The 23,358-nt window shown below is 33.9% G+C and carries 19 protein-coding genes; 12 read left to right on the top strand and 7 right to left on the bottom strand.

What is annotated here, in order from left to right; genetic code table 11:
• Positions 1-175: 175 nt before the first annotated feature.
• Entirely contained in the window at positions 176-1,486 is a 1,311-nt protein-coding gene (locus MK119_RS20110) for an Omp28-related outer membrane protein (RefSeq protein WP_290682721.1), read from the bottom strand.
• Positions 1,487-1,716: 230 nt separating this feature from the next.
• Here MK119_RS20110 and MK119_RS20105 point away from each other — a divergent pair, with 230 nt between their 5' ends.
• On the top strand, positions 1,717-2,205 hold the full coding sequence (locus MK119_RS20105) for a TlpA disulfide reductase family protein (RefSeq protein ID WP_290682719.1): 489 nt from the start codon (positions 1,717-1,719) through the stop codon (positions 2,203-2,205).
• Positions 2,206-2,255: 50 nt separating this feature from the next.
• Positions 2,256-3,941: a DUF6029 family protein gene (locus MK119_RS20100; protein ID WP_290682717.1), complete on the top strand. Its 1,686-nt coding sequence runs from the start codon at positions 2,256-2,258 to the stop codon at positions 3,939-3,941.
• 110 nt (positions 3,942-4,051) lie between these two features.
• On the opposite strand, the gene rsmG is transcribed toward MK119_RS20100, so the two are convergent.
• Entirely contained in the window at positions 4,052-4,681 is a 630-nt protein-coding gene (gene rsmG, locus MK119_RS20095) for a 16S rRNA (guanine(527)-N(7))-methyltransferase RsmG (protein ID WP_290682715.1), read from the bottom strand.
• A 122-nt stretch (positions 4,682-4,803) separates the two neighbouring features.
• Between rsmG and MK119_RS20090 the strand changes: the two genes are divergently transcribed.
• Both MK119_RS20090 and MK119_RS20085 read left to right on the top strand, forming a co-directional pair.
• Complete coding sequence (locus MK119_RS20090) at positions 4,804-5,850, top strand: fatty acid desaturase (RefSeq protein ID WP_290682714.1); 1,047 nt, start codon at positions 4,804-4,806, stop codon at positions 5,848-5,850.
• A 209-nt stretch (positions 5,851-6,059) separates the two neighbouring features.
• A complete protein-coding gene (locus MK119_RS20085) occupies positions 6,060-7,244 on the top strand; it encodes a pyridoxal phosphate-dependent aminotransferase (protein WP_290682712.1) in 1,185 nt (394 codons plus the stop codon).
• 739 nt (positions 7,245-7,983) lie between these two features.
• Here MK119_RS20085 and MK119_RS20080 read toward each other — a convergent pair.
• From MK119_RS20080 to trkA, 3 genes are all read right to left on the bottom strand, one after another.
• The gene (locus MK119_RS20080) at positions 7,984-8,241 is read right to left on the bottom strand and encodes a hypothetical protein (RefSeq protein WP_290682710.1); all 258 of its coding nucleotides are present in this window, start codon (positions 8,239-8,241) and stop codon (positions 7,984-7,986) included.
• Between the two features lie 106 nt (positions 8,242-8,347).
• Positions 8,348-9,805 carry a potassium transporter TrkG gene (locus tag MK119_RS20075; protein WP_290682708.1) on the bottom strand — a complete coding sequence of 486 codons (1,458 nt, stop codon included), beginning with the start codon at positions 9,803-9,805 and terminating at the stop codon, positions 8,348-8,350.
• Between the two features lie 42 nt (positions 9,806-9,847).
• On the bottom strand, positions 9,848-11,197 hold the full coding sequence (gene trkA / locus MK119_RS20070; protein WP_290682706.1) for a Trk system potassium transporter TrkA: 1,350 nt from the start codon (positions 11,195-11,197) through the stop codon (positions 9,848-9,850).
• A 161-nt stretch (positions 11,198-11,358) separates the two neighbouring features.
• Between trkA and ubiE the strand changes: the two genes are divergently transcribed.
• Together ubiE and MK119_RS20060 are read left to right on the top strand one after the other, a co-directional pair.
• A complete protein-coding gene (gene ubiE / locus MK119_RS20065) occupies positions 11,359-12,087 on the top strand; it encodes a bifunctional demethylmenaquinone methyltransferase/2-methoxy-6-polyprenyl-1,4-benzoquinol methylase UbiE (RefSeq protein ID WP_290682704.1) in 729 nt (242 codons plus the stop codon).
• Between the two features lie 5 nt (positions 12,088-12,092).
• On the top strand, positions 12,093-12,812 hold the full coding sequence (locus MK119_RS20060; protein ID WP_290682702.1) for a porin family protein: 720 nt from the start codon (positions 12,093-12,095) through the stop codon (positions 12,810-12,812).
• A 181-nt stretch (positions 12,813-12,993) separates the two neighbouring features.
• Here MK119_RS20060 and MK119_RS20055 read toward each other — a convergent pair whose 3' ends face one another.
• Positions 12,994-13,725 (bottom strand): RNA methyltransferase, encoded by a 732-nt coding sequence (locus tag MK119_RS20055; RefSeq protein ID WP_290682700.1) that lies wholly within the window; start codon positions 13,723-13,725, stop codon positions 12,994-12,996.
• 38 nt (positions 13,726-13,763) lie between these two features.
• On the opposite strand from MK119_RS20055, the gene MK119_RS20050 reads away from it, so the two are divergent.
• From MK119_RS20050 to accD, 4 genes are all read left to right on the top strand, one after another.
• Positions 13,764-16,319 (top strand): BamA/TamA family outer membrane protein, encoded by a 2,556-nt coding sequence (locus MK119_RS20050; protein ID WP_290682698.1) that lies wholly within the window; start codon positions 13,764-13,766, stop codon positions 16,317-16,319.
• A gap of 183 nt (positions 16,320-16,502) precedes the next feature.
• Positions 16,503-17,138 (top strand): CPBP family intramembrane glutamic endopeptidase, encoded by a 636-nt coding sequence (locus tag MK119_RS20045; protein WP_290682697.1) that lies wholly within the window; start codon positions 16,503-16,505, stop codon positions 17,136-17,138.
• Between the two features lie 250 nt (positions 17,139-17,388).
• Positions 17,389-18,456 carry a class II fructose-bisphosphate aldolase gene (fbaA, locus tag MK119_RS20040; RefSeq protein WP_290682696.1) on the top strand — a complete coding sequence of 356 codons (1,068 nt, stop codon included), beginning with the start codon at positions 17,389-17,391 and terminating at the stop codon, positions 18,454-18,456.
• Between the two features lie 263 nt (positions 18,457-18,719).
• Positions 18,720-19,577, top strand: a complete 858-nt coding sequence (gene accD, locus MK119_RS20035) for an acetyl-CoA carboxylase, carboxyltransferase subunit beta (RefSeq protein ID WP_290682694.1) — start codon at positions 18,720-18,722, stop codon at positions 19,575-19,577.
• 81 nt (positions 19,578-19,658) lie between these two features.
• Here accD and MK119_RS20030 read toward each other — a convergent pair whose 3' ends face one another.
• Complete coding sequence (locus MK119_RS20030) at positions 19,659-20,426, bottom strand: hypothetical protein (protein ID WP_290682692.1); 768 nt, start codon at positions 20,424-20,426, stop codon at positions 19,659-19,661.
• 306 nt (positions 20,427-20,732) lie between these two features.
• Between MK119_RS20030 and rpsO the strand changes: the two genes are divergently transcribed.
• Together rpsO and MK119_RS20020 are read left to right on the top strand one after the other, a co-directional pair.
• Complete coding sequence (gene rpsO / locus MK119_RS20025; protein WP_290682690.1) at positions 20,733-21,002, top strand: 30S ribosomal protein S15; 270 nt, start codon at positions 20,733-20,735, stop codon at positions 21,000-21,002.
• 164 nt (positions 21,003-21,166) lie between these two features.
• On the top strand, positions 21,167-23,344 hold the full coding sequence (locus MK119_RS20020; protein ID WP_290682688.1) for a polyribonucleotide nucleotidyltransferase: 2,178 nt from the start codon (positions 21,167-21,169) through the stop codon (positions 23,342-23,344).
• Positions 23,345-23,358 lie beyond the last annotated feature (14 nt).

Below are 23,358 nucleotides of genomic sequence, written 5' to 3'. Positions count from 1 at the left end.
TCTTTTTGAGTTCGCTTTACATAATTTGTTTTAATTACACTTAAAATTTAGTGTAACGCTATTTCAGGACGGGACATTACTAAAAAAGAAAAAGTATAGAACAAAAAAAGCAGCCTAATAGGCTGCTTTTATGTAAGAATTAAATGAATCCTAGCTAACTTTATAATTAATTTGATTAATTAAAATCTTTATCTTCTCCTGTGTGACCTCCATTAGATGATACAATATCAAAAGTATTATCAATGATCATAGCAACTACAGATATTTTAGTGTTATCAGAAATATTGCTTGGTATAGGAACATCATATATTTGAGTATACTTTTGTCCTGCTCCAGTGTTTCCTGATGGTATAGCATCTCCAAGTACAGCAGTAAGAGAGTGTCTTAACACATGATGGTGTCTGAAATCAGTAATTGGGTCAACACCTCCATAATAGCTAGTATAGTTTGCCTGAGAAGCTACGATATCACTTTCAAGAACGTATACTGCTAATTTAGCATTTGGCATTGCTTGTACAAAAGCTGCACTGACATATACTTGTAGGTTATTTCCAACTACCATAGAGTTTACAGATAATCCTCTTGAAGTTGTTCCTGAAGCCAAGTTAGTCACTTGATCAACATTACTGGGTTCTGGGTACGTCCACTCAGTAGTACCATTAAGTACAGCTGTTGGGTAGCTTCCTCCTGGATTTACTTGAGCAACTAAAGCAGAACTGTAAGAGTTTTGCATTCCATCTCCACTGTGTGCAGCAACGACAAATGCTTTATCTGTTGCAGCTTCAACTAATTCAATTCCGTAAGAAACTCTAGTACACCATCCACACCATGTCCCAGTTGCATCAATAAGACTCACTGTTCTCTGGAATGTTCCTGGTGCTGTTTCATCAGTCACCGGTAAGTCAAATACTGGAGAGTCTACTCCATCTTTAGTAGCTGTCACTTGTAAATCATCTGTAGTAATAGCCATAAATCTGCTTCCTGTAATTTGGTTTCCATTTACTGTAATTGTCGCACTATCCGTAATTGTATACTCATTATTTGAAGCATCTGTACCGATTACAATAAAATCAGCTGTATCTCCTATTTTTATAGTTGATTGTGTACTTTCTACTCGCAAAGCAGTAATGACTGGAGGAGTTACCTCTAAAGTAATTGCTCCACTAGTAATATTTTGATACCTTGCAGTAATTTGGTAGTTACCCGTTGCTGTTGGTGTAAACTCTACTCCTTGTATTGTACTGTTATTTACTAAAATAGAAGCACTAGATGTTACATTAGATCCATCATTTGCAGTTACTGTAAAAGTTACAGATCCACCTAATTCAATTGAGTTAGCACTTGCTGATACCGTAATAGAAGTAATTCCTGAACCTCCGCCACCTGGGTTCGGCTCTCCAGTATCATTGTCAGAATCACTGCTACATGAGTACATGAATAAAGCGAATACGACAACTAGGCATTGTAAAATGTTTTTTGTTTTCATAAGACTTTTTTTTGTTTACAAAGTTTGGTTTATGGTATAATTTGGGACTAATTTAGAGTAAATTTTCGTTAAAAAAAAGAAAAATCTAATAAACAGTTAATCAAACAAATAGCCTATAATTTATATAGAGAATATGGAGAAAATGCAAAAAATGAATTATTTTGTTTTTATTGTTTTTTTAACGCAAGCTTTTATATATTTACAGCGTTCTCACTATTAAACTAAAAAATATGAAGTCAATTATGAGTATTGTTGTTGTATTCTTAATGTATACACTACAAGCAAATGCGCAAAAAGAAATCCCGAATGTTTCTGTTAAAAAATTGGATGGTAGCTCCTTAAACATGGATGAAATCACCAAAACAAAAGGCGTAAAAGTGATCAGCTTTTGGGCAACTTGGTGTGTACCTTGTATTAATGAATTGGATGCAATTAGCGAAGTATATGATGATTGGATCGATGAAACAAATGTTGAATTGATTGCCATTGCTACTGATGATGCCAGAACAAAGAAAAGAGTAAAGCCATTAATTAATGGTAAAGGTTGGGAATATAAAATTCTCTTAGATGAAAATCAAGAATTACAACGTTCACTTAACATTACTGTGATTCCTCATGTGATCGTTATTAAGGATGGTAAAATTGTTTGGCGCCATACAGGGTACCAAATGGGTGCTGAAGAAGAACTTTACGAAGTAGTTAAGAAAAACGCAAAGTAAAGAAAACTGACCAACCAACCAAACACTAAACTAAACTATTATATATTTACATGAAGAAATTACTATACCTTTCTTTTGCATTAGCTTGCTCTGTTGGATTTGCACAAACACAAGATGATAGCGAAGATAAAAAGAAAGACTGGGGAACATTGACTGGTGGATTTGAATCAATTGTCCAATGGTATAATGATGATACAGGTCTTGGGAAATTTGCCGAAGACGAACACGTACGCTCTAACAATTATTTAAAATTAGATTATAATTACGGAAATTGGTTTGCTGGAATTCAAGTAGAATCGTATGCTCCAATGCCTTTACTAAATTACTCTCCAAAATTAGACGATTCAGGCATTGCACAATATTATGCAATGTACAAAACCAACAAGTTAGAAGTAACTGCTGGATATTTTTACGAACAATTTGGTAGTGGACTTATTTTACGTGGATGGGAGAATAGACCTCTAGGGATTAATAATTCATTTAGAGGTGGACGCGTAAAGTATCAACCTTCAAATTCATTATCATTCACAGGAATGTATGCAAGACAACGTGATGGTTTTGAAGTATCAGAAGGTGAAATTTTTGCTTTCAATTCTGAAATTGACCTCACAAATCTATTCAAATTGCAAAGTTCATCACTTTCAGCAGGATTCAGTTATGTTGGAAGAAAAGAAGATATACCAGAAGAATTTCAAAATACGGGCTTTGATGAAATGACAAATGCTTTTTCAGCAAGACTTGATTATTCTGGAAACTCTTTTTATTCTGGTATTGAATACATTACTAAAAGTGATGATGCAATCGTAAATTCACAGCGATTTATTGAAAACTTCGTAGAACCTGGAAGTGCACTTTTAGTTAACCTGGGATATTCTCAAAAAGGATTAGGAATTGATGCTACTTTTAGAAGATTAGAAAACATGAATTTCTTTTCTGAAAGAGAAGCCTCCGGAAATGTATTCAATGAAAATATCATGAACTATTTGCCAGGATTGACAAAACAGCATGATTATTTACTGACAAACATATATGTGTACCAATCACAACCTGCGATTTCCGTTCCAGATCCTTCTTTATTGAAGTTTGGTGAAATTGGAGGACAAGTTGATATTTTCTATAACTTCAAAAAAGGAACAGCACTCGGAGGAAAATACGGAACAAAGGTTGCATTAAATGCATCGTATTGGGCTGGATTAAAAGGAGATTTTAATTTTACAGATAGAAATGCTGAAATAGAATACTTTGGCTTTGGCCAAAAATACTTCTCTGAATACAGCTTAGAAGTTCGTAAAAAATGGAATCGCAAATGGCAAAGTATATTTTACTATGTGAATCAATATTATAACCAACGTTTTATTACAGATCAACGTGGTGAAGTAAATTCTAATATTGCTGTTGTTGAATCTACATATAGAATTAGTTCAAGACAATCTGCACGTATGGAGTTACAACATTTATGGACGCCAGACGATAATAAAAACTGGGCTGGAGCAACACTCGAATTTAATCTAACACCAAGATTATCATTCTATGTAAATGATATCTACAATTACGGAAACGATGATAAAGACGAACAAATTCACTATTACAATGTTGGAGGAAGTTTTGCAAGAGGCGCCACGCGTTTTGCAGTAAACTACGGTAGACAACGTGGTGGATTAGTGTGTGTTGGAGGTGTTTGCCGATTTGTACCACAAAGTACAGGTGTCACTTTTAACATTACAACAGCATTCTAATTTAGAACATAAAATAATATCTATTAAGATATAAAGAACTCTCAATAACCAAACCAACCAACTAACTACAAAAAATCCCTTAAGTATTCGTACTTAGGGGATTTTACTTTTTAAGGTTTATATTTTAAAGGAAGATGCACTACCTTTTTGGTGTCAAAGAAATCTTCTTCAAAGTAATCAGGAATAGCATACAAAGTAGCTTTTGGAAAATCTTTCAATTCTTCTGTCAAATCGCCTCCCTTCAAATACAAAATTCCGTTTTTTAATTCGTGTCGTTGTTTTTTAGCAACCTTTTTACGAACCCACTTTACAAAATCAGGCATATTGGTAACTGCTCTACTTACGATAAAATCGAACTCTCCCTTTACCTTTTCAGCACGTATATGATAAGCTTCCACATTAGTTAAACCAATACTTTCAGCAACAGCGTTAACAACTTTTATCTTCTTTCCTATCGCATCAACCAGTACAAAATTGACTTCTGGAAATAATATTGCTAGCGGAATTCCAGGAAAACCACCACCAGTACCAACATCTAAAATTTTTGAACCAGCTGCAAACGATTGCACTTTTGCAATGGCAAGTGCATGCAATACATGACGCACATACAATTCGCCAATATCCTTTCTTGATATCACATTAATTTGTGCATTCCATTCTTTATATAACATTTCTAACTGCTCAAATTGTTCTATTTGAGTTGCTGTTATACCTGTAAAATATTTTTGTATTATTTCCATATCTGCGGCAAAACTAATCTTTATTTATGATTATGTAAATTTATTGTTTCCAAATTACGATATTTGCAATATATTGTACCAAAAATTTAAATTGATTCTAAAATATTAAATAGTTTCCCTCCATGGCGCAGAATAATATTGATAAAGAGATCAAAGAAGCTCTTAAAAACTGGAGATCAATCATATCTAAATACAAGAAAAAAAATACTAAAAAGGCCATCGGCCAAATGCTATCTTCTTTTTTACCGTTTATTGCCGTTTGGGTATTAATGTATTTTACTCTCGAATTTTCATTAACCCTGACTATTTTATTAGGAATTTTAAATGCCTTCTTTTTGGTTCGAATTTTTATCATTCAGCACGATTGTGGACATGGTTCCTTTATTAAGTCAAAAAAAGCGAGTGATATTATTGGATATGCATGTAGCGTATTTAGTTTTCTACCATTCAAATATTGGGCAGAAACACATACATTTCACCATGGACATAACGGACAGCTAGAAACAAGACAAGTTGGTGATATGCCAACACTTACCGTAAAAGAATTTCGTGAAAAGAGTTGGTGGGGAAAATTTAGATACAAGGTGTTTAGAAGTCCAATCGTAATCTTTGTGATTGCTCCTGCGTACTACTTAATTGTAACTACAAAATATCCGTTCTTACAATTTAACAAGTGGCAAAAAATTACATTGACACTTTTAAAAGACAACCTCATCATTATTATTCCATATTTAATTATTGGGTACTTTGCAGGTTGGGCTGATTTCTTTGCGGTTCAGTTTATCATTCTATTTTTCTTTGGAATTATTGCATTTTGGTTCTTTTATATTCAACACCAACACGAATTCTCCTATAAGAAATGGAAAAAAGATTGGGACTTTTTACTTTCAGCCATCAAAGGAAGTACCTATTTAAAATTACCTAGAGTGATGGAATGGTTTACTGGCCATATTGGAATTCATCACATTCACCATTTAAACAGTAGAATTCCAAATTACAACTTAAGAAAATGTATTACTGAAAATAAAATTTTATCAAAATACGTAACAACTTTATCCTTTAAAGACGGATTAAAAATGATGTTTTTAAAACTTTGGGATGAAGAACAAGAACGTATGATAACGTTTAGAGAATATTACAAATTAGAAAAGATGCGCTTCTCTAACTAAAAAAATAAAATCACTTACAAAAAGTCTGCATTATGCAGGCTTTTTTTTATTTCTGTAACTATCTGTATATATTTTATCATATTTACCTAAAAACTAAAACTCATTGCAGAAAACCAAACAATTAGTAGCTACATTGTTTCTTCCTAAATGATAAAATACCTAATTTCGTAGCATTCAGTTTTTAAAATAAAATAACACAACACACAACGATGTCATTATTATCTGAAAGAGTTTTAAACATGTCTACTTCCGCTACCTTAGCAATGGCAGCGAAAGCAAGAGAATTAAGAAATGAAGGCAAAAATATTATCGGGCTAAGGCTCGGAGAGCCAGATTTCAACACGCCAGAGTTTATAAAAGAAGCCGCAATTCAAGCCATTAATGATAACTACAATAGTTACACACCTGTAGATGGTTATGGCGATTTGAAAGAAGCAATTATTAATAAATTTAAGCGCGATAATAATCTTACGTACACCGCAAGTCAAATTGTAGTTTCTACTGGAGCAAAACAATCACTAGCTAATGTAGCAATGGTTTTATTGAACGAAGGAGACGAAGTAATTCTTCCTGCGCCGTTTTGGGTAAGCTACAGTGATATTGTAAAATTGGCTGAAGGTGTTCCTGTGCAGGTAGCTACTTCTATTGAGACTGATTTTAAAATGACACCTGAGCAATTGGAAGCTGCTATTACACCAAAAACAAAAATGATTTGGTTCAGTTCTCCTTGTAATCCCAGTGGTTCTGTATATAGCGAAGCTGAATTAAAAGCATTGGCCTCAGTTTTAGAAAAGCATCCAAACATATATGTTGTTTCTGATGAAATATACGAACATATCAACTTTACAAGTGAACACTATAGCATTGCACGAATTCCGTCCATGTACGATCGCACAATTACGGTAAATGGTGTTTCTAAAGCATTTGCAATGACTGGTTGGAGAATTGGATATATCGGTGCTCCAGAAAAAATAGCGAGAGCTTGCAACAAAATTCAAGGACAAGTAACTAGTGGAGCTAATTGTATTGCACAACGCGCTACGATTGCAGCTCTAGAAGCTTCTAAAGACAAAATTCAATACATGATGGATGAGTTTTTAAAGCGTAGAGATATTGTCTTAGGTTTACTTAAAGAAATTGATGGTTTCAATGTCAATGTTCCTGAAGGTGCATTTTATATATTTCCAGATATTTCATCTTTCTTTGGTAAAACATTACGCGGAAAAACCATAAATAATGCTACTGATTTTTCTTTGTATCTATTAGATGAAGCTTTAGTTGCTACTGTAACTGGTGATGCATTTGGAAATCCAAATTGTATTCGTATTTCGTATGCAGCTTCGGAAGAAGAATTACGCAAAGCAATACAACAGATCAAAGAAGCATTACAGTAAAAATATCATTCAAAATGAAAAAAGCTGTTTTCTTGAGAAAACAGCTTTTTTTTATGGTTTTATCTTTATAACCTAATATGTATTTTTAGAAATGTAGGTCAGAAACAATAAGCCAAAAGATGTGTGATAAGTACATCTTTTGGCTTGGTTGAGATTAACTAAATAATATTAAGTATTAAAAGTGAAATTGTCAAAATAGCGCCACTAAACATGATAATGGCATTTGGAAATTTTCGTTCATATCGCCAAAAAAATTCCTTAATTCCAAAGAACAGGAACGTATTAAAAGCGTAGAAAATAACAACACAATACTTAAGGTCTATCCCGAAAAGCGTTCCTGCTGGTGCATAAGTTTCACCTGTAAGATCTGTATTTGTAAAGATCGTTACCACCGTGCTCGTTAACAAAACAACTGTAGCTAACCAGCAGAATTCGAGAAAGTTAAACCTCTTAAGCATTTATTTTTAAATCTTTTGTTTCACTGGTGTAAATATCCACAAAACATCCGAAGTTAAAAAACCCTTTGACAGGGGATTTTCCCCCTTTTTTCTGTAGGACTGTTTGAAAGAATTTTAATTTTTTGAAAAATATAAAAAATCAAGTGCAGTAGAGAACCAATTATAAAGTGTTGGCTCATTCTTCTACTGCACTCACAGTGATAAGTGATATTTTAAAGTTTAGTGCATTTATTTGTGATGCCCGATATCGAACTCAAATAATTTATTTATAATGTAGCTAATTAAATAAAAGTGATTAAATATGCTATGACAAATACTGAAACTTTTAGAATTGTTCCAGCAGCTGGAGCAAATTTGTAATGATTTGCTCGAACATGTTGCTTTAAGCGGAACAAAGAATTCGATTCAGAATTATTAAAATTTTCTTTAATTTCTTCTTTGTAAGACGAAGTCAAAATTCCTCTATTTACATAGTTTTCATTTGAATGAATGGGTTCGACTGGTACTAAATTTGTTTGAGTGTAATTTGTTGATGTCATGATTATTGTTTTTTGATTGATTTACACAAGTATGACGTATCAACAAAAAAAATGTTACAAGAAATTTCAAAAAAAATTTTAAGCGCCATTTTTAAATCATTGAAAACTAACGATTTCTCCAGAAGAATGGCGTGATTAGAATTAATACAGTAAATAATTCCAATCGTCCAAGAAGCATTAAAAAAGCACACCACCATTTCCCGAAAGACGGAATTGAGTTGTAATTTTCTAGCGGATTTAAGTCTCCCAATGCTGGCCCAACATTTCCTAAAGAAGAAGCTGCACCACCAATAGCCGATTCAAAATCTAAACCTACAAATCCTAACACCAAAGCTCCAATAATAAACAATAACATATACAGAATAAAGAATCCTAAGATATTGTATACAATATGTTCCGAGACAGATTTATTGTTGTAACGCATAGGAATAATAGCACGTGGATGTAACGTACGTTTAAATTCTAACAGACCGTTTTTAATCATCAACAAGTGCCTGACGACTTTTACACCACCTGAAGTGGAACCTGCTGAACCTCCAAGAAACATTAAACCAAAGAAGAAAATGGTTAAAAATGTAGTCCACGAAGTAAAGTCAGCAGTCACAAACCCAGTAGTTGTAATAACAGCAATGACGGAAAACAGCGAATGTCGGAAGCCGCTTTCCAGTTCTCCCCAAACCATTGGATGGTAGTCGGAGGGCTCTACATTTGCTTGCGTATGTATAATAACCGTAGCAATTAGCGTAAAAATGATGACAAAAGCTACATAGACTCGGAATTCTTCATCTCTAAAAACTTTTTGTATCTTTCCTTTAAAGGCAAAATAGCTTAAGACAAAGTTTGTTCCTGCCAAAAACATAAAGAAAATAATGATATATTGTATAATTGGATCTCCATTCCAATGTGCAATACTGGCATCTTTGGTAGAAAAACCTCCTGTAGATAATGTACATAACGCATGATTGATAGCGTCAAAAAAAGACATTCCTGCGACTTGTAATAAGATGGTTTCTGCCACTGTATATCCTACATAAATCAACCATAAACGTTTCGCAGTGTCTGTAATTCTCGGGTGCAATTTATCGGCACTTGGACCAGGTGCTTCTGCCGCAAATAATTGCATTCCTCCGATTCCCAATAAAGGTAAAATAGCAATTGCTAATACAATAATTCCCATTCCTCCTATCCAATGCGTCATACTTCGCCAAAATAATATTCCTTCTGGCAAACCTTCTATTTTCTCTAAAATAGTGGCTCCAGTTGTAGTATAACCAGACATCGTTTCAAAGAAGGCATTGGTAAATTTTGGGATAGTTCGGGTAAATATATACGGAAATGTTCCTGAGAGAGACATAAATATCCAACCAAAAGTAACGACAATATAACCTTCCCGCTTTTTGATTTCCTTTTTATGATCTTTGGTTGTCAACATAAAAAGTGCTCCAGCAATGATCGTCACCAATCCTGCCAAAAACAATTGTAACGTTACACCATCTTCATAAAGGTAACTTACCAAAGTAGCAAGTAACATAAATCCGCCATTGCAAATTAACAGCAGTCCCATTAAGTGAAATATGATTTTATAATTTACCCTCATTATCAAAGATTAGAGAAACATACGTTCTACTTTGTTGATGGATTGTGGTAAACTACAGACGACAACTCTATCGCCCGATTTGATATGAAAATCACCCAAAGCAATTAAACCTTCGCCTTCTCGAATTACACCTCCAATAATGGCAGATCGAGGAAAATCTAAGTCTTTTATTTTTTTATCACAAACACGTGAAGTGGGTTTTACGACAAACTCTAGCAATTCTGAATTCATATTGTTGAGTCGCGTCATATCAACAACGTCCCCTTTACGAATATGGCGAAATATATTGTTTGCTGCTAATAACTTTTTATTGATCAAGGTATCTATTCCTATCGATTGAGATAATTGGAAGTAATCCATATTTTCGACCAACGCAATGGTTTTTCGAATACTTTTCGATTTTGCCACCAAGCATGACATAATGTTTGTTTCTGAGTTTCCTGTTACGGCAATAAACGCATCCATATCATACACACCTTCTTCTTCTAACAACTCTACATTGCGCCCATCTCCATGAATAATCAAGGCATTTGGCAATTCATCTGCCAATTCAAATGCTTTTGATTTATCTTTTTCGATCAATTTTACATTGAATCTATTTTTGCATAAATCTCTGGAGGTTTTCAATCCAATTTTGCTTCCACCAAGAATCATTACATTCTTGATATCTTCTCGTTGTTTTCCAATTAACTTGTATAACTCCTCTACTCCTTCTTTGGAAATAATAAAATATACTTGATCGCCTTCTTTGAATAAGGTATCTCCACGTGGAATCAACGTATATTGTGTCCCAAATCGCTGAATAGCAATCGGCACAAAATGTAATTCTGGAAAAATACTTGCTGCTTCTTTTACACTTTTTCCAACAAAAGGCGCAGTTCGTTGCAAAATAGTACCAACCATTGTCAGCGCTCCATCTTCAAACTCATAACTATCGTTAAATGCAGATTGATCTAGTAGTAATTTTATTTCGGCAGCAGCTAATTTTTCAGGAGAAATCAATTCATCAATTCCTAAATCACTAAATTTTAATTCTTCTTGATTGTCAATAAACTCCGTATTGGATATTCGAGCAATCGTTCGTTTACAACCTAATTGCTTTGCTAGTACACAAATAGTAATGTTTGTTGTTTCGGAAGAAGTAACCGTAATTACCAAATCTGCAGTAGCAACTCTTGCATCTTTTAATACTGTGATAGAAGTTGCATCACCTTTTATGACACGTATGTCCAAATGTGCATCTGCATATTCTAAATTTTCCTTATCGCAGTCTATTAAGGTAATATCTTGAGATTCATAAGAAAGTAGTTTTGCTAAATGATATCCTACTTCACCAGCTCCCGCAATTATAATTTTCATCGAATTAACTTATTGAAAAAGTATACAAATATAAGGGAAAAAAGCAATCATTTGCTAATACTTTGCTACTTGACTATCAGATTTATAATACCTATGCAAATTATAGGCTTTACAACACAACATTGATAACAGGATTAATTATATTTGCCAAAATTTTCTATATGTCGAAAAATGTAACACCATACAAAGAGTCAAAACTTGGCAAAAAAGAGCAGGTTACAGAGATGTTTGATACCATTTCAGAGAATTATGACGGATTGAACCGTGTGATTTCTTTTGGTATTGATATCAAATGGAGAAAGCGAGTGGTTCGTATGGTTGGTGAAACTAATCCGAAGACTATTTTAGATATTGCTACCGGAACAGCCGATTTAGCAATTAATCTCGCTGAAACTAGTGCAGAGCGTATTGTTGGCTTGGATATTTCACCAGGAATGTTGGAAGTTGGTAAACAAAAAGTGAAGAAAAAAGCACTTCACGATAAGATTGAAATGGTATTAGGTGATGGTGAAAAGTTACCATTTGAAGACAATTCGTTTGATGCTATTACCGTTGCTTTCGGTGTTCGAAACTTTGAAAACTTAGAGCAAGGCTTACAGGAAATTTTCCGTGTTTTAAAACCGAAAGGAATTTTTGTTGTATTGGAAACTTCTGTACCAACAAAAGCACCTCATAAACAATTTTATAAATTCTACACAAAGAATATTTTACCATTAATTGGAAAACTGTTTTCTAAAGACAATTCTGCTTACGGATATTTGTCAGAATCGGCAGCTGCTTTCCCTTATGGAGAAAACTTCAACAATATTTTACGAAAAATTGGGTTTATAGATGTGAAAGATAAACCACAAACGTTTGGTGTAGCAAGTATTTACACCGCAACAAAATAGATTTTATGAAGAAGATTTTACTTATCATCTTTTGCATTTTCGCACTACAATCTGCATATCCTCAACTATTCAGCAAGAAAAAAGTATTGAATGATGCCAGTGGAGGAAAAGGTCAGATAGATAATAACACACTAACTTGGGGTTATTTTTTAGGATTTAACAGTTACGATTTTAAATTTACCTATAACAGAAATGCAGATGCCATTCAGTTGAAACCGTCTACAGGTTTTAATGTAGGTTTGGTTGGAGATGTAAAGTTAAATAACTATATGAACTTACGTTTGGAACCCGGAATTTTCTTTACCACACGTAATATTGAATATCCTGAAAGTTACGGTTTGATTGATCAAGTTGATAGAGAGCGTGAAATAAAATCGAGTTATGTGCACATTCCATTATTGTTAAAAATCGGAACCAAGCGCATCAATAACTTTAAACCGTTCATTATTGGTGGATTTTCTACTTCTTTGAATTTATCGAGTAATGAAAAGAATCCTGATGATAATTTTAATGGTCAATTTCGTATGAAACGTAGAACCTTTTATTATGAATTAGGATTTGGAGTCGATTTCTATTTGTACTACTTTAAATTTACACCTTCTATTCGTGGTGTATTTGCATTGAATGATGAATTGGTTCGTGATGTTGATCCAAACAGTCCATGGACAAGTAATATTCAAAAAATGCAAACGCGTGGAATTTTTATCAATTTTACGTTTCAATAATATCTTCGATTCTTTTTTTGATTGTTGATTTTTCATAAATGTCAGATTGAGTGATATCTTTAAGAAGTTTTGTATAAAACTTGCTTAAAAATAGAATTTCGAAGTACCTCTCGATATATTTTTTTTGCACAAATTCACTCGAAGTGACGATTTCAGATGATAGACTTTCCTAGAGAATCCTCTATATAAACTCACTACGCTTAAACTCATTCAACAAAATTCCTGTCGCCATGGCAACATTTAAACTTTCTGTTTGTTGAATTTCTCCAAAACGTGGAATGGCAATTTTTTCGGTGATTAATGCTGAGATTTCACCTGAAACGCCATTAGCTTCATTACCCATCACGAGAATTCCATTTGTTGGCAAATTTGTTTTGTAAACATTATTACCATCCATGAAAGCACCAAAAACAGGTAAATCAGTTTCTGAAAGATACTTTTTTAAATCAGTGTATACTACATTTATACGGGTTAGCGAGCCCATTGTAGCTTGAATTACTTTTGGGTTATAACAATCAACCGTAGTTTCAGAACATACAAGATGTTTCACACCAAACCAATCACACAAACGAATAATTGTTCCTAAGTTTCCAGGATCGCGAATTGCATCCAAGGCTACTATCAAACCTTCATTTTCAACCAAAGCAGGTTCCGAAATTTTAAAAAGTGCTAAAGCTTTATTGGGCGTTTTTAGGAAACTAATCTTTTTTAATTCAACTTCAGAAATTAATGTTACTTTTGAACTGGAAGCAAACAAACTTTCATCCGTAGTAAATAGTGTATCTAGCTCAAAATTAGAATTCAGAAACTCTTGAATCACCTTTTTCCCTTCAACCGCAAAGAGCCCTGTTGATTTTCGGTACTTTTTTTGTTGTAGACTCGTTATTATTTTTAATTGTCTTTTGCTAATCATGCAAATAGTTTAATTTTGAATTTGAAAAACACCACTTATTGAAATCCTTTTTAGCAAAAATATCATTATTTATTATAATTGGCGCATTTCTTAATTCTTGTAATACCATCAAATATGTAAAAGATGATGAATTACTATTAATTAAGAATGAATTAACAGTAAATGGAAAAACTTCAAACGATCCAGACGCGTTAAGTCAAATGTATCAAAAACCGAATACGCGTTTTTTAACACTTCCTATTCGATTACACGTATATAATCTTGCTGAAAAAAATCCTGATTCAACATATCAAGCATGGTTAAGTCGAAACCCAAAACGTCGTGGTCGACTGAATAAAAAGTTATCTAAAAAGCAAGTTAGAGAACTAGGAAATTACAAAATCGGTTTCAATAATTGGCTCAGAAAAACAGGAGAAGCACCTGTAATTATCAATAAGAAAAAAACTAAGAAAACCACCGATCGTTTAAAAGCATATTATCAAAATAAAGGTTTTTTTAATGCTAGAGCCGAATACGAAATTATCCCTGATGAAAAACCAAATAGAGCTAGTATTCAATATAATGTTGAAACAGGAAAACCATATTTTTTGGACAGTTTGTATGTCACCATCAAATCACCTGATTTAGATTCCATCTATAATTTACACAAAGACAAATCATTTTTAAAGCAAGGGAAACAGTACAGTACTTCTGATTTTTATAACGAATGTGAACGTTTAACAGTTTTATTCAGAAATTCAGGAATTTACAATTTTCAGTTAAACTCTATTAAACCAAAAGTAGGTATTGATTCTGTAAGAACAGATACCATGAACGGAGATTATAAACTTCCTGTTTTATTAAAAATCAACAACCTCAGTGAGCGAAAAAATGACTCCATTGTTGAAACAGAATACAAGGTACATCGAATTAAAAAAGTTAATATTTATACTGACTACACCTTTGCCAATTCGCGATCTGAGTATATTGATTCGGTGCAGTATGAAGATTTTACGATTTATTCAAATGATAAACTTCGTTTTCGCCCAAAAGCTATTACCGACGCTATTTTTATACAAGCAGGCAATGTATATAAAGATCAAGACAGAACCTTGACATACAAACATATTAGCAACTTAAGAACATTTAGGTATCCAAACATTCAGTACGAATATATTAATGATAGTCTGACAGATTTAGTCACAAATATATATTTACAACCTCGAAAGAAATTTTCTTTAGGTTTTGATATTGACATCACACATTCTAACATTCAGGATTACGGATTCTCATTTAGTACATCATTAATCAGTAGAAATGTATTTCGTGGTGCAGAAACTTTGGAAATTGCCGCAAGAGGAACTTTAGGAGCTTCTAAAGATGTTGCCGATTCGGAGGATCAATTCTTTAATATTTCTGAAATTGGTGCAGATATTCGATTGAACTTTCCGCGATTCTTTTTCCCGTTTAAAACGGATAAGATTATCCCAAAGTATATGCTTCCTACTACTGTATTATCTTTAGGAACCAGTGTACAACAAAATATTGGATTGGACCGACAAACTTTTACTGGTTTTGTGCGTTATAATTGGCGCCCTACAAAAAAGAATACATTCAATTTAGAGTTGTTCAATCTGCAATTTATTCGAAACTTAAATACGAGCAACTATTTTAATGTATACACGAGTTCGTATGATCGCTTGAATTCTGTAGCACAAAGTTCTAATTATTTAGGTGCAGATGAATCGTTAAATATTGCTGCTGGCCAACCTGACCAATTTATTGAAGATGTAATTTTTAATGGTTTTGATGTTACTGCTAGTGAACTTTCTACTGTTTTAAGTGTAGCGCAGCGACAATTTCGATTGACGCAAGACAATTTAATCGCTGCATCAAAAATCAACTTTTTACATAACAGCAAAGAAAATATAGCAGACAATACGTTTTTTCAGTTTAGAACCGAATTGGAGCTTGCTGGAAACTTTTTATCAGCCATTGCTAGCGTAGCCAACTTGGAAAAAGATTCCAGAGGAAACTACAAACTCTTTGGTGTTCCGTACACACAATATGTCAAAACAGAATTTGATTACATAAAGCACTGGGAATTGTCTGGAAAACAGGATGTATTAGCTTTTAGAACTTTCTTCGGAATTGTCATTCCATATGGAAACTCAGACAATATTCCGTTTGCACGAAGTTATTTTGGTGGTGGATCAAACGATAACAGAGCTTGGAGCGCTTATCAATTAGGCCCAGGACGATCGGCAAGTATTTTAGACTTTAATGAAGCCAACTTAAAATTGACGTCGAACATAGAATATCGTTTTGATTTGTTCGGAAGCTTTAAAGGTGCTTTGTTTGCAGATGCAGGAAACATTTGGAATGTTTTTGATGATACAGAAGAAGAAGGTAGAAAATTCGACGGTTTGGAATCACTCAAAGATATTGCACTTGGAACAGGTTTAGGTTTGCGTTACGACTTCAGCTTCTTTGTCTTACGCTTTGATATTGGTTTCAAAACCTACGATCCTGCCTATCCAGTTAACAATCGCTGGTTCAATGACTATAACTTTGGAAATGCTGTGTATAATATTGGGATTAATTATCCTTTTTAGGTTTTTGGTGTTGGGTTTTAGGTATTAGATGTTAGAAAACATCCTTTTCGTTCGTATTTAACTTTTTAAATTATTTATATTGAATCTGCTGAAGCATAAATTTTCTTTTTAAATTCTCAAAATAAACACCTCAATTCAAAATATAAACTTACAAATCATCCCGTGAATTTCCTCAAAGCTTTTTTGTTTACAATATTATATTGTCTTATTCAAGAATTAATCTGGCCTTGGCATTATATATCCTTCGACGATATCGACTCTGTCAATACGTTAGATATATATAGTTTAGTAAGCGAATGTATTTTTGCATGTATACTTATAATACTTTTCATAAGTATCAAAAGAAAAGATGTATTTGAGTTTAAAAAGACTGCTCCAAAATTTTATATTTTAGGGATTCTACTAGGAATTGGATTTGTGTTTTTTCAATCAGTACTTGACTTCTTATACTATTTCGAAATTGCACCTGATCTTTACAATTATAAATTAGCACCTGAAGAACTTAAATCTTTTGACGCTTTAAGATCCATTCTACTTGTTCCTTTTATAGAAGAACTTTTCTTCCGAAATTATCTTCAACGTGAACTCATCCAAAAATACAAACCTTGCTTAGCGATATTTTTTACATCGCTATTATTTGCATATATACACCTTCAAGTTGAAGTAGCAATATTTGACAATACAAGCATCAATTGGCATCATGGATATATTACATTGTTTGGAGGCTATATTTTAGGTGTACTTTCATACAAGTCAAAATCAATCATTCCTTCTATCCTACTCCATATCTTTTGGAATTTGACGGTTACAATTGTATAATTATACTTTCTTCCTGAAACTAAAACGTTTGCGCTTTCAGAATGCAAAAAATCTTCTCAAAAATTCTATTGAAAAAATGACAATATAATTCAAAATTTAAAATTCAACATTCAAAATTTTTCAGTAAAAACACTCGAAATTATCAAATTCGCAAAAGTGACTTCACAGGAGCTTCTAAAATTGTCAACTACGTAAAAACTCATCACAATTTTATTACTTTTGTAATCCAAACAAAAAAAACCAAAAGACGATGAGTCATAATATCAAACCAGGAGTTGCTACTGGAGACGAAGTACAAGAAATATTCAAATTAGCCAAAGAAAAAGGCTTTGCATTACCAGCAGTAAATGTAGTAGGTTCAAACTCTATTAATGGAGTTTTAGAAACCGCTGCAGAATTAAATTCTCCTGTCATCATTCAATTCTCTAATGGAGGTGCACAATTCAACGCAGGAAAAGGATTAAGTAATGAAGGGCAAAAAGCAGCCATTGCTGGTTCTATTGCTGGAGCAAAACACGTTCATCAAATGGCAGAAGCATATGGTGTTCCTGTAATCTTACATACCGATCATTGTGCTAAGAAATTATTGCCTTGGATTGACGGTATGTTAGACGCAAGTGAAGAGCACTTCAAGCAAACTGGAAAACCTTTATACAGTTCACACATGATCGATCTTTCGGAAGAACCATTAGAAGAAAACATCGAAATATGCAAAGAATACCTAGCGCGCATGAGCAAAATGGGAATGACATTAGAAATCGAATTGGGAATTACAGGTGGTGAAGAAGATGGAGTTGACAATTCTGATGTAGATGCTTCTAAATTATATACACAACCAGAAGAAGTTGCGTATGCATACGAAGAGTTAATGAAAGTAAGTCCTCGTTTTACCATTGCTGCAGCTTTTGGAAATGTACACGGTGTATACAAGCCAGGAAATGTTAAACTGACACCAAAAATCTTGAAAAATTCGCAAGAATATATCTCAGAAAAATACAATGTTGGACACAATCATATTGACTTTGTTTTCCACGGCGGATCAGGTTCTACTTTAGAAGAAATCAGAGAAGCTATCGGATATGGAGTCATTAAAATGAACATTGATACAGATTTACAGTTTGCATTTATGTCTGGAATTCGTGATTATATATTAACGAAGAAAGACTACTTAGCAGCACAAATTGGAAATCCTGATGGAGACGATATTCCTAACAAAAAGACCTATGATCCAAGAAAATGGTTACGTGAAGGTGAGTTAACATTCAAAACACGTTTAAAGCAAGCCTTTGAAGATTTAAACAACGTAAATACCTTATAATATTTGGACATTCTCATGTAAATGAGAAGCTCACAAAATAAACAAGAACACAAAAACCTTGTTAACACTGAAATTCAATGCGTTAACGAGGTTTTTTATACCTAGAAAAAAATGAAACTATAGATAGCCAAATCAAATTTTGAGTTTCATCAATAAAAACAGTAATTTTGTCGACTAACTAAAAATAAAACTAACTAATTTGATCGTACGATACAGATTGTCACAAACGATCTAACATTGTAAATCGTAATTCACAAATCATTATGGCTTGGTTTAAAAGAAAAGAAAAAGGTATTCAAACCTCAACAGAGGAAAAAAGAGATACGCCCAAAGGACTTTGGTACAAATCGCCAACAGGAAAAATCGTTGATTCAGAAGAATTAATGAAAAACTTCTACGTAAGCCCTGAAGATGGATACCATGTACGTATAGGAAGTAAAGAATATTTCGAAATATTATTTGATGATAATGATTTTAAAGAACTCGATAAAAATCTTACATCAAAAGATCCATTAAAGTTTGAAGACAGTAAAAAATATGTTGACAGACTTAAAGCTGCTAAAGAAAAAACTGGTTTAAAAGACGCTGTTCGTACAGCTGTCGGAAAATCGAAAGGAAAAGATTTAGTCATTGCTTGCATGGACTTCAAATTTATTGGAGGTTCTATGGGAAGTGTTGTAGGTGAAAAAATTGCACGTGCTGCAGATTACTCACTCAAAAACAACATTCCATTCATGATCATTTCAAAATCTGGTGGAGCACGTATGATGGAAGCTGCATTATCGTTAATGCAATTGGCAAAAACATCTGCAAAATTAGCGCAATTAGCTGACGCTGGAATTCCATACATCTCATTGTGTACGGATCCAACAACTGGAGGAACAACTGCTTCATTTGCAATGCTTGGAGATATCAATATTGCAGAACCTGGTGCCTTAATCGGATTCGCAGGACCAAGAGTTGTTCGTGATACAACAGGAAAAGATTTACCAGAAGGTTTCCAAACATCAGAATTCTTATTAGAGCATGGATTCCTAGATTTTATCTCACACAGAAAAGAATTGAAAAACAAAATTAACTTGTATATTGACTTGATCCAAAATCAGCCAATACGCGCGTAATTTTTTTACAAATATAATGATAAAGAAAGGCTTCCAAATGGAAGCCTTTTGTCGCTTAAAACTAAAAATTACTCAAGATTGCTAATCTAAATAAATTGTAACTGTTTCTCCATTTGGGTTTGTCCAAGTGGCTTCACCATCACAGGTTCCATCTCCATAAGCTAAAGTTCCTGTATTATCATTCTTAGATAATTCAACGGTTCCGCTTACAATAAATGCACAAATAGCTTCTCTACGTAATGCAGTTGTAATAGTTGCAGCATGTGTATTCCCAAGTCGTCCTGTAGTGGTCGCATTTCCTGTGATAGAAAATACATTATCTGTCCAAGTTCCCGAACCAATACCTTCAATCCATTCGCTAACTCTTACTCCTTCACGAGTGGCTGTAGTTTCATCTGGCCATGTTACTTGCATATTTACTTGTGCTGTCGATTGTGGATTTCCTGCATCGTTTGAAGCTATACGTTCTAAACTGCGTGTTCCTTCTACCAAAACACCATTTCGTGTAAAATTATCAAACGTTACAGCAATTTCTCTTGTCGCTGGATTTACAACTACTGCATGACTCATCATAATAATTCCGCTGACGACATTTCCATTTGGCAATTCGCATCCATCACCAAAATCGAGTGTTCTTTGGGTAAAACCTGAACTAATCTCAGTAGTAATGGTTACACATGTTGGTAAAAATGATACTGAAGATTTTGCTTCTACTGAAGCTTCATCAACGATCAATCCAATATCGTCTGATATCAAATCTATTTCTGCACTCCGTTTTGCAAGTTGATCATCTATTGCAACTTCCTTTTCAAAGGTTTCTATTGCGGTTTCATTTTGACAAGCAGTCATTAAAAAGAGTGTCATCAATACTACTAAAAATCCCTGTTGCTTTTTGAATTTAGTTTTTCATCTGTTCCTGTTTTAAAGGTTTTCAATTTTTGTAAGATGGAATTCCTCTGTAATCTATTCAATTTGGTACCAAAACTAATTGCTAAGTCACATTACATATTTAACGTTTTTTAACAATTATGTTCTTCTGACTGCCACAAATCAAAAAGGTTTAATTATTCATTTGGATTCTAAAAAATAGTAGTATATTTGCCGCTTGATATGATAGTCGTATCAATACATAAAAATTATTAAAACAATATTGGCATGTACTTAACTAAAGAAGTTAAAGAAGAGATCTTCGCAAAGCACGGAAAATCTGGACAAGATACAGGTTCGTCTGAAGGTCAAATTGCGTTATTCACGTACAGAATTAATCACTTAACGGAGCACTTAAAGAAAAATCGTAAAGATTTTAACACTGAGCGTTCTCTAGTAAAGTTAGTAGGTAAAAGAAGAAGCCTACTTGACTATCTAAAGAAGAAAGATATCAACAGATATCGTGCAATCGTAAAAGAATTAGGATTAAGAAAATAAAAGGAAAGAGGCTTCGTGCCTCTTTTTTTAATTACATAAACACACTTTTTACTCATTTGTAAGAAGTTATAAAAAGCTATAATTACTGGTTTTTCATTGGGTCAACACAACAACTACACACAACAACACAACGACCTAAGTTTAATTAGAATTAAAGAAAATTTATGATTCCAAAAGTTTTTAAAGAGGTCATAGACCTTGGTGACGGAAGAGAAATCTCTCTCGAAACCGGAAAATTAGCGAAGCAAGCGCATGGTAGCGTTGTCGTACAGTCGGGAAAATGTATGTTATTATGTACGGTAGTTTCCAATTATCACCAGGCAGATGTTGACTTCTTACCATTAACTGTTGACTACAGAGAAAAGTTTGCAGCAGCTGGTCGTTATCCTGGCGGTTTCTTTAAAAGAGAAGCAAGACCAAGTGATGGAGAAGTATTGACAATGCGTTTGGTAGACCGCGTATTACGTCCATTATTCCCAAAAGATTACCATGCTGAAACGCAAGTAATGATTCAGTTAATGTCTCACGATCCAGAAGTTATGCCAGATGCAATGGCTGGTTTAGCAGCTTCTGCGGCAATTCAGTTATCAGATATTCCGTTTGAAACGGCTATTTCTGAAGTACGTGTTGGTCGTATAAATGGAGAGTTCATTATCAATCCTACGTTAGCACAGTTGGGAGAATCTGATATCGATATGGTTATTGGAGCTTCTGCAGATTCTGTAATGATGGTAGAAGGTGAAATGAAAGAGATTTCAGAAGAAGAAATGACAGAAGCTATCAAAGCAGCACATGAAGCTATTAAAATTCAGTGTGTAGCACAGTTGAGATTAGCGGAAGCTTTTGGTAAAAAAGAAACTCGTGAGTACGAACCTGCAGTCGAAGATGAAGCATTGGCTGAAAAGATTCACGGAATGGTATATGATAAAACATATGCTATTGCTAAAGCAGGTTCTTCTAAGCACGAACGTGGACAAGCATTGAGCGATTTAAAAGAAGAAGTCTTTGAATCATTCACTGAAGAAGAGCAAGAAGAATTGGGTAAACTAATTCATAAGTATGTTGCAAAAGCACAAAAATCTGCCATCCGTAACTTAACATTAGATGAAGGATTACGTTTAGATGGTCGTCAAACTACAGACATCAGACCAATCTGGTGCGAGGTAGATTATTTACCATCTACACACGGTTCGGCTATTTTTACACGTGGAGAAACACAAGCATTAGCTACTGTCACCTTAGGAACATCGAGAGAAGCAAACCAAATAGACATGCCATCTTATGAAGGAGAAGAGCGTTTCTATTTACACTACAACTTCCCTCCTTTTTCAACAGGAGAAGCGCGCCCTATTAGAGGAACATCGCGTCGTGAGGTTGGACACGGTAATTTAGCGCAACGTGCCTTAAAAGGCATGGTTCCTGATGATTGCCCATACACAGTACGTGTGGTATCTGAGATTTTAGAATCAAACGGTTCATCTTCTATGGCAACAGTTTGTTCGGGAACAATGGCATTAATGGATGCTGGTGTACAAATGATTAAGCCTGTGTCTGGAATTGCAATGGGATTAATCTCTGATGCAGACACAGGAAAATACGCTGTATTATCAGATATCTTAGGAGATGAAGATCACTTAGGAGATATGGACTTTAAGGTAACAGGAACTGCTGATGGTATCACTGCTTGTCAGATGGATATCAAAATCAAAGGATTGTCATACGAAGTTTTAGTAAAAGCGTTACAACAAGCTCGTGACGGACGTTTACATATTTTAAGTAAACTAACGGATACGATCGAAACTCCAAACGAGAATGTAAAAGCACATGCTCCAAAAATGATTACACGTGTTATTCCTGGAGAATACATTGGTGCATTAATTGGACCTGGAGGAAAAGTAATTCAAGAGTTACAGAAAGAAACAAATACGACAATTGTTATCAACGAAGATCCTATAACAGAAGAAGGAATTGTTGAAATCTTAGGAACAGACCAAGAAGGAATTGACGGTGTGTTAGCTAAAATTAACGCGATTACTTTTAAACCAGAAAAAGGAAGCATTTACGAAGTAAAAGTTGTAAAAATGTTAGATTTCGGTGCGGTTGTAGAATATACTGAAGCGCCTGGAAACGAAGTATTGTTACACATTTCTGAGTTGGCCTGGGAACGTACAAACAATGTAAGTGATGTTGTAAAAATGGGTGACATTTTAGACGTAAAATACTTTGGTGTAGATCCTAAAACACGTAAAGAGAAAGTGTCTCGTAAGGCTTTGTTAAAAAGACCTCCGAGAGAAGAGCGTAAGCCACGTGAAGACAAGAAACAAAGAGAAGAAAAAAAGTAATCTTTTCTAAATAT

This window comes from Kordia sp. (genome assembly GCF_022447245.1).
GTDB lineage: Bacteria > Bacteroidota > Bacteroidia > Flavobacteriales > Flavobacteriaceae > Kordia.
This window is presented reverse-complemented; position numbering and strand designations above follow the sequence as displayed.

What these genes read in the sequence shown, in the direction of transcription:
- MK119_RS20110 (WP_290682721.1), bottom strand. Translation starts at nt 1,486, where the DNA reads ATGAAAACAAAAAACATTTTACAATGCCTAGTTGTCGTATTCGCTTTA.
- MK119_RS20105 (WP_290682719.1), top strand. Translation starts at nt 1,717, where the DNA reads ATGAAGTCAATTATGAGTATTGTTGTTGTATTCTTAATGTATACACTA.
- MK119_RS20100 (WP_290682717.1), top strand. Translation starts at nt 2,256, where the DNA reads ATGAAGAAATTACTATACCTTTCTTTTGCATTAGCTTGCTCTGTTGGA.
- rsmG (WP_290682715.1), bottom strand. Translation starts at nt 4,681, where the DNA reads ATGGAAATAATACAAAAATATTTTACAGGTATAACAGCAACTCAAATA.
- MK119_RS20090 (WP_290682714.1), top strand. Translation starts at nt 4,804, where the DNA reads ATGGCGCAGAATAATATTGATAAAGAGATCAAAGAAGCTCTTAAAAAC.
- MK119_RS20085 (WP_290682712.1), top strand. Translation starts at nt 6,060, where the DNA reads ATGTCATTATTATCTGAAAGAGTTTTAAACATGTCTACTTCCGCTACC.
- MK119_RS20080 (WP_290682710.1), bottom strand. Translation starts at nt 8,241, where the DNA reads ATGACATCAACAAATTACACTCAAACAAATTTAGTACCAGTCGAACCC.
- MK119_RS20075 (WP_290682708.1), bottom strand. Translation starts at nt 9,805, where the DNA reads ATGGGACTGCTGTTAATTTGCAATGGCGGATTTATGTTACTTGCTACT.
- trkA (WP_290682706.1), bottom strand. Translation starts at nt 11,197, where the DNA reads ATGAAAATTATAATTGCGGGAGCTGGTGAAGTAGGATATCATTTAGCA.
- ubiE (WP_290682704.1), top strand. Translation starts at nt 11,359, where the DNA reads ATGTCGAAAAATGTAACACCATACAAAGAGTCAAAACTTGGCAAAAAA.
- MK119_RS20060 (WP_290682702.1), top strand. Translation starts at nt 12,093, where the DNA reads ATGAAGAAGATTTTACTTATCATCTTTTGCATTTTCGCACTACAATCT.
- MK119_RS20055 (WP_290682700.1), bottom strand. Translation starts at nt 13,725, where the DNA reads ATGATTAGCAAAAGACAATTAAAAATAATAACGAGTCTACAACAAAAA.
- fbaA (WP_290682696.1), top strand. Translation starts at nt 17,389, where the DNA reads ATGAGTCATAATATCAAACCAGGAGTTGCTACTGGAGACGAAGTACAA.
- accD (WP_290682694.1), top strand. Translation starts at nt 18,720, where the DNA reads ATGGCTTGGTTTAAAAGAAAAGAAAAAGGTATTCAAACCTCAACAGAG.
- MK119_RS20030 (WP_290682692.1), bottom strand. Translation starts at nt 20,426, where the DNA reads ATGACTGCTTGTCAAAATGAAACCGCAATAGAAACCTTTGAAAAGGAA.
- rpsO (WP_290682690.1), top strand. Translation starts at nt 20,733, where the DNA reads ATGTACTTAACTAAAGAAGTTAAAGAAGAGATCTTCGCAAAGCACGGA.
- MK119_RS20020 (WP_290682688.1), top strand. Translation starts at nt 21,167, where the DNA reads ATGATTCCAAAAGTTTTTAAAGAGGTCATAGACCTTGGTGACGGAAGA.